Annotated in this window: 6 protein-coding genes; all 6 read left to right on the top strand. The window is 73.4% G+C overall.

All coding sequences use genetic code 11. The features are described 5' to 3' along the window. The first annotated feature begins 84 nt into the window (after positions 1-84). The 6 genes from AOK23_RS09950 (at position 85) to AOK23_RS09925 (ending at position 6,236) form a co-directional block, all read left to right on the top strand. Positions 85-1,227 carry an SPFH domain-containing protein gene (locus tag AOK23_RS09950; protein ID WP_055712381.1) on the top strand — a complete coding sequence of 381 codons (1,143 nt, stop codon included), beginning with the start codon at positions 85-87 and terminating at the stop codon, positions 1,225-1,227. A gap of 111 nt (positions 1,228-1,338) precedes the next feature. Further along, the gene (locus tag AOK23_RS09945; RefSeq protein WP_055712380.1) at positions 1,339-1,962 is read left to right on the top strand and encodes a lytic polysaccharide monooxygenase auxiliary activity family 9 protein; all 624 of its coding nucleotides are present in this window, start codon (positions 1,339-1,341) and stop codon (positions 1,960-1,962) included. A 117-nt stretch (positions 1,963-2,079) separates the two neighbouring features. Next, complete coding sequence (locus AOK23_RS09940) at positions 2,080-2,547, top strand: DUF3592 domain-containing protein (protein ID WP_055712379.1); 468 nt, start codon at positions 2,080-2,082, stop codon at positions 2,545-2,547. 49 nt (positions 2,548-2,596) lie between these two features. Beyond that, positions 2,597-4,243 (top strand): long-chain-fatty-acid--CoA ligase, encoded by a 1,647-nt coding sequence (locus tag AOK23_RS09935; protein ID WP_055712378.1) that lies wholly within the window; start codon positions 2,597-2,599, stop codon positions 4,241-4,243. Between the two features lie 125 nt (positions 4,244-4,368). Then, positions 4,369-5,598 carry a sensor histidine kinase gene (locus tag AOK23_RS09930; protein WP_055712382.1) on the top strand — a complete coding sequence of 410 codons (1,230 nt, stop codon included), beginning with the start codon at positions 4,369-4,371 and terminating at the stop codon, positions 5,596-5,598. Beyond that, positions 5,583-6,236, top strand: a complete 654-nt coding sequence (locus AOK23_RS09925; protein WP_055712377.1) for a response regulator — start codon at positions 5,583-5,585, stop codon at positions 6,234-6,236. Before AOK23_RS09930 ends, AOK23_RS09925 begins: the two co-directional genes overlap by 16 nt. Positions 6,237-6,325 lie beyond the last annotated feature (89 nt).

Genomic DNA, 6,325 nt, shown 5'->3' with positions numbered 1-6,325 from the left:
CGGCCCCGACCGTCCCCGCTCGCCCCTCTTCACCCCCATCAGCTCGCACCACGGTTCTTCCTGCGCGGAGGCATGGAGGCACGCATGAGTACGACCACCTCACCCACACCGGAGCCGGAAGGGGTCGCGCGGCCCGCGCGGCTCATCCAGAACGAGACGACCACCGAGATCCCCGTCCATCTGCTGTTCCGGGACGACCCGGCCCCCGTGTCCGTGCCGGTCACCCCCGCCGTCGTGGGCCGTCGGCGCGGGACCGGCGAGCAGCCGAGGGTGCGGCGGGGCCCGGCCTCGGTGAAGCCGCGGCCCGCCGTCGAGGTCGACCCCGACCTGGTCGAGCGCCCCGCGCGGGTGCTGCCCGGCATGGTGGGCGTACTGGGCGGGGCCTGCGGCGTGGCCGGATGCGTCCTGACGTCGTGGTGGGCCGGCGTGCTGCCCGATCTGGTCGTCAGGGCGTTGGGGCTGCCGGCCGGGTACGCGGGGGGACTCGGCCCGGCGCAGTGGGCCGCGTACGCCGGTGCCGGGGCCCTGACGCTGTTCGGGTTCGGCGGGCTCGCGCGGGGGCGGACCGGGCGGGCCTGGGTGCTGAACCTGTTCGGCCGGTACCGGGGGACCGTCCGCCGCGCCGGGCTGCTGTGGGTGAACCCGCTCGTGCTGCGCCGCCGGGTCGACGTACGGCTGCGGCACTGGCGGAGCGAGCCGATGCCGGCCGTCGACGCGAACGGGGTCGCGCTGCGGGCCGTCGTCCTGGTCGCCTGGCGGATGAAGGACACCGCGCGGGCCGTGCTGGGGATCGAGGACCACGAACGCTATCTGCGCGAGTGCGTCGAGGCGGCGCTCTCCCGTGTGCTCTCCCAACTCCCCGCAGACGTACCCCCGAACGCCCTCGTCCGGGACTCCACCCTGCGCAACACGGAGGCGGTCGGCGAGGCGCTGACCCGGCTGCTCGTCGCGGACACGGCGCCGGTCGGACTGGAGGTGTTCTCCGTGCAGCCCATCCGGATCGAGTACGCGCCCGAGGTCGCCGCGGTGATGCAGCGCCGGCGGATCGCGGCGCTCGACGCCCAGCACCGTGACACCGTGCTCACCTCGGTCGTCGACTCCGTCGAGGACACGGTGACCCGGCTGACGATGCGCGGCCTCGTCGAACTCGACGACTACGAGCGCAAGGCGCTGGTGAAGGACCTGACGGTGGCGTTCTACACGGGGCGGCGCGAAGTGTCCCCGTGAACACGCGCCCGGCGGGGCCCTGTCGTTGATATGGACACAGCCAACCGCCGCTCCTACTCTGATGCTTGGTCTAGACCTGGAACATCCCCACGTACTCCAGGGAGCGGCAGCATGCGTCCAAGGACCTTCACCCGAAAACGCGCCAAGTGGTACGCCGCCGGCGTCGGTCTCGCCACCATGGGGGCCCTCGTCCTCTCCAGCGGCGGCGCCTCCGGCCACGGCTACACCGATCTCCCCGTCAGCCGGCAGAAGCTCTGTCAGAACGGCACCGTCACGAACTGCGGCGACATCCAGTGGGAGCCGCAGAGCGTGGAGGGCCCGAAGGGCTTCCCGGGCTCAGGGCCGGCTGACGGTCAGATCTGTTCCGCCGGGCACAGCCGGTTCGGGCAGCTCAACTCGCCCACCAGGCCGGGCGGCGGCGCCTGGCCCACGACCAGGGTGACGGGCGGCCAGAACTACACGTTCCGCTGGCAGTTCACCGCCATGCACGCCACCACCGCCTTCACGTACTACGTCACCAAGCCGGGCTGGAACCAGAACCACGCGCTGGCCCGCTCCGACCTCAACCTCACCCCGTTCTTCACCGTCCCCTACAACGGTCAGCGACCCCCGTCCACGCTCTCCCACACCGGACGCCTGCCGTCCGGTCTGAGCGGCCACCACGTGATCCTCGCGGTGTGGACGATCGCCGACACCGGCAACGCGTTCTACGCCTGCTCGGACGTCACGTTCTGACCGACAGCGCACCGGCCCCGCGAGTTCTGAGCATCGCTTGAGCTGCGCGGGGCCCCCGCACGGGTAGTTTCCCCACACGCCGCCGACCAGGGCGGTCAGCGAACGCGGGGGATCACCATGGATATGTTTCTGTACATCGTTCCCGGCCTGATCATGGCCGGCGTCGCCTTCGCGGCCTACCGCGTACTGCGCCGCTGGCTGCAGATCCAGCGGGCCTGGAACAGCGGGCTGACGGCGGAGGGCCGCTGCCTGAAGGCGTTCACCACGGTCAGCAAGGCCATGGGGCAGAGCAGCGCCGTGCACACCACGATCCACCATGTGTACGAGTTCACCACCCGGGACGGCCGCCCCATCCGCTTCGAGGAGGAGGACGGCCCCATGACCACCGTCGAGGGCGACTTCGTCACGGTCTACTACACCGAGGGCCCGTCCGTGGTGGCCACGGCCCACCAGCCGGGCCGGGTGAAGCAGGCGGCGGCCAGCTTCGGCGTCCTCGCCTTCCTCGGCGTGATCTTCGTCTTCTGTGTCGGCTTCATGGTCACCTTCCACCAGATGTCCGCCGACACCACCTTCCCGAGCCCGTGACCGACATGCGCCTCCCCAACTGACGGAACGTCAACTACGGTGCGCCGGTATGGAGTCCACGAGGCGTACGGTCGCGCAGCTCGTCGCCGACCGGTGGGGCGACCACCGGCCGGGGCTGTGGTTCGAGGACGAGGTGCTCACCCATCACGAGGTCGCCGCCGGCGCCGCCGCCCGCGCGGCACTCCTCGCCGACCTGCTGCCACCAGGAGCCGAGCCGCACCTCGGCGTCCTCCTCGACAACACCCCCGAGTACCCCCTGTGGCTGAGCGCCGCCGCCCTCGCGGGCGCCGCCGTCGCCGGGATCAACCCCACCCGCCGGGGCTCCGAACTGGCCCGTGACATCCTCCACACCGAGTGCCGGATCCTCGTCACGGAACGCGCCCACCTGCCGCTCCTCGACGGCCTGCACCTGCCCGGCGTGCGGATCCTCGTCACGGACACCGAGGAGTACACCGCCCTCGTCGCCCCCTACGCGGGCGCCGAACCCGACCCCTCCGGGACCACCCCGTCCCACCGGCTCCTGCTCTACTTCACCTCCGGCTCCACCGGCGCCCCCAAGGCCGCGATCTGCTCGCAGGGCCGGCTCGCGGCCGCCGGCCGGGCCCTCGTCGACCGCTTCGCCGTGGTGCGGGACGACGTGCACTACGTCTGCATGCCGATGTTCCACGGCAACGCCGTCATCGCCGACTGGGCACCCGCCCTGGTCGCCGGGGCGGGCGTCGCCCTGCGCCGCCGGTTCTCCGCCTCCGGCTTCCTGGACGACGTACGCGCGTACGGCGCCACGTACTTCACCTACGTCGGCCGGGCCGTGAGCTACGTCCTCGCCACCGAGCCCCGGCCCGACGACCACGACAACCCGCTGCGCACCGGCTTCGGCACGGAGGCGGGGGCCGTGGACGCGGCGGCCTTCGAGCGGCGCTTCGGGGTGCGGCTCGTCGAGGGGTACGGCTCCTCCGAGGGCGGGGCCGCGATCCAGCGGACACCGGGGACCCCGCCGGGCGCGATCGGGCGGGCGGCACCCGGCGACGACCTCGCCGTGGTCGACCCCGAGAGCCGCAAGGAGTGCCCGCCGGCCGTCTTCGCCGAGGACGGCCGCCTCCTCAACGGCACCGACGCGATAGGGGAGTTGGTGAACCGTGGCCCCAACCCGTTCGAGGGCTACTGGCGCAACCCCGAGGCGGACGCGGCCCGCCGCCACGACGGCTGGTACTGGACCGGCGACCTCTTCTACCGCGACACGGGCGGCTTCCTCTACTTCGCAGGCCGCACCGACGACCGGCTCCGCGTCGACAGCGAGAACCTCGCCGCCGCCACCATCGAGAACATCCTCGCCCGGTACGAGGGCGCCGACGCCGTCGCCGTCTACGCCGTCCCCGACCCGGTCGCCGGGGACCAGGTCATGGCGACCATCGCGGGCACCTTCGACCCGTACGGCTTCACCGAGTTCCTCTTCGCCCAGCCCGACCTCGGCACCAAGATGACCCCCCGCTTCGTCCGCGTCGTCCCCCGTATGCCCGTCACCGCCACCAACAAGATCCAGCGGGCCGCCCTGCGCCGCGAGGGCTTCCGCTGCCCCGATCCCGTCTGGTGGCGGCCCCCCGGCAAGTGGGCGTACCGCAGACTCACCGCGGTCGACCTCGCGACCCTGGTCACCGAGTACCGGGCACGAGGCCGGGAGGAACTGCTGACCCGATAGCCGGGCGGGTGGACGAAGGCGCGGACCGCCACCTGCCGGACCCACCCGGAGGTAGGGCTGGGCCCACCCCGGAACACCCCCTGCCCATATGGCCGTTGCCCGACGCCGCCGCCTACCGTGAGCCCATGATCCGAACGGTCGTACGGGACACACCGGGCGCGGTGGCGTACCTGCTGAGCGGGGTGCTGGTGGGCGTGCCCCTGCTCCTGCTGCTCCTCGTCCTGGGCGCCCTCGGCCTCGCCCTGGCCCCCCTCCTCGTGGGCCTGCCGCTGCTGGCCCTGCTCGCCCTGTCCGGTGTCCCCGTCGGAGCCCTGGAGCGCCGACGGCTGCTCGTCGCCCGCACATCCCCACCGCCCGGACCACACACCACCCCCGTCGAACCCGGGCTCGGCGCCTGGGCGCGGCTGCGGTTCACCGAGCGGGCGACCTGGCGGGAGCTGGCGTACACCCTGCTCCTCGGATTCGTGCTGTGGCCGCTGGACGCGCTGGCGCTGTGCGCGGCGGTGGCCGTGCCCGGCGCGCTGATCGGGGCGCCCGTCCAGCTGGCCCTCTCGGGCGGCGAGACCCGCATCGTCAAGCTCTGGCTGATCGACACCCAGGGCCAGGCCCTGCTGTGCGCGGCCGCCGGACTCGTCCTCCTCGTCGCCCTGCTGTGGCCCCTCACCCTGTACGCCCGGGCCCGTGCCGCGGTGGTGCGGCTGCTGCTCGCGCCCAGCGAGGCCGAGGGGGAGCGGCGGCTGGCGGAGGTGACCCGCTCGCGGGCCCGGCTGGTCGCCGCCTTCGAGGCGGAGCGGCGCCGCATCGAACGCGATCTGCACGACGGCGCCCAGCAGCGACTGGTGTCCCTGAGCATGACGCTGGGCCTGGCCCGGCTGGACGCCCCGCCGGAGCTGGCCGACCGGCTCGCCGCCGCGCACCGGGAGGCGGACCAGGTCCTCGGGGAGCTGCGGGAGTTGATCCACGGCATCCATCCCCAGGTCCTCGCCGACTACGGCCTGCCGGACGCCCTCGCCGACGCGGCCGACCGGTCCGCCGTGCCCGTCACGGTCGACGCCGACCTGCCGCGGTTCGCCGAGTCGGTGGAGTCCGCCGCGTACTTCGCGGTCCGCGAGGCGCTCGCCAACATCGGCAGGCACAGCGGCGCCGGACACGCCTGGGTCACCGGCCGGTACGCGGGCGGGCGGCTGTGCGTGGAGGTGCGGGACGACGGGCACGGGGGCGCCGACCCGGCCGGCGGCACCGGTCTCACGGGGCTCGTCGACCGGCTCGCCGTCCTCGATGGGACACTGACCGTCCACAGCCCGGCGGGCGGCCCGACCGTCCTGTCCCTGGAGATCCCGTGCCCCACGCGCTGAAGATCGTGCTCGCGGAGGACAGCGTCCTGCTCCGTGAGGGGCTCGTCGGGGTGCTGGCCCGCTTCGGCCACGAGGTCGTCGCGGCGGTCGGCGACGCGGAGGCCCTCAAGCGGGCGGTGGTGTCGCACGGCCCCGATCTCGTCGTCACCGATGTCCGGATGCCGCCCGGGCAGAGCGACGAGGGGCTGCGCGCCGCCCTCGACCTGCGCGCCACGAACCCGTCCCTGCCTGTCCTCGTCCTCAGCCAGTACGTGCAGCGCGCCTACGCCGCCGACCTGCTGGACACGGGGGACGGCACCGGCGTCGGCTATCTCCTGAAGGACCGCATCGGGCAGGTCGAGCAGTTCGCGGAGGCGGTCGACCGGGTCGCGGCCGGCGGCACGGTCGTGGACCCCGAGGTCGTACGCCTGCTGCTGCGCCGGCGGAGTGATCCGCTGTCCGCGCTGACCCCGCGCGAGCGGGAGGTCCTCGCGCTGGTCGCCGAGGGCAAGTCCAACGCCGCCGTCGCCCGCGACCTGGTCGTCACGGAGGCAGCCGTCGGCAAACACATCGGCAACATTCTCGCCAAGCTGGCCCTCCCCCCGGCCGAGGACACCCACCGCCGGGTGCTGGCCGTGCTGGCGTACCTGCGGGGCTGAGTCCCGCACGGCGGCAGGGGGTGTGGGTGGCCAAGCCCCCACTGCGCGCGGCGAAGCCGCGCAGGAACGACGATGGCGAGGCATGTTCG

This window comes from Streptomyces torulosus, assembly GCF_001419765.1.
Classification (GTDB): domain Bacteria; phylum Actinomycetota; class Actinomycetes; order Streptomycetales; family Streptomycetaceae; genus Streptomyces; species Streptomyces torulosus.
This window is presented reverse-complemented; position numbering and strand designations above follow the sequence as displayed.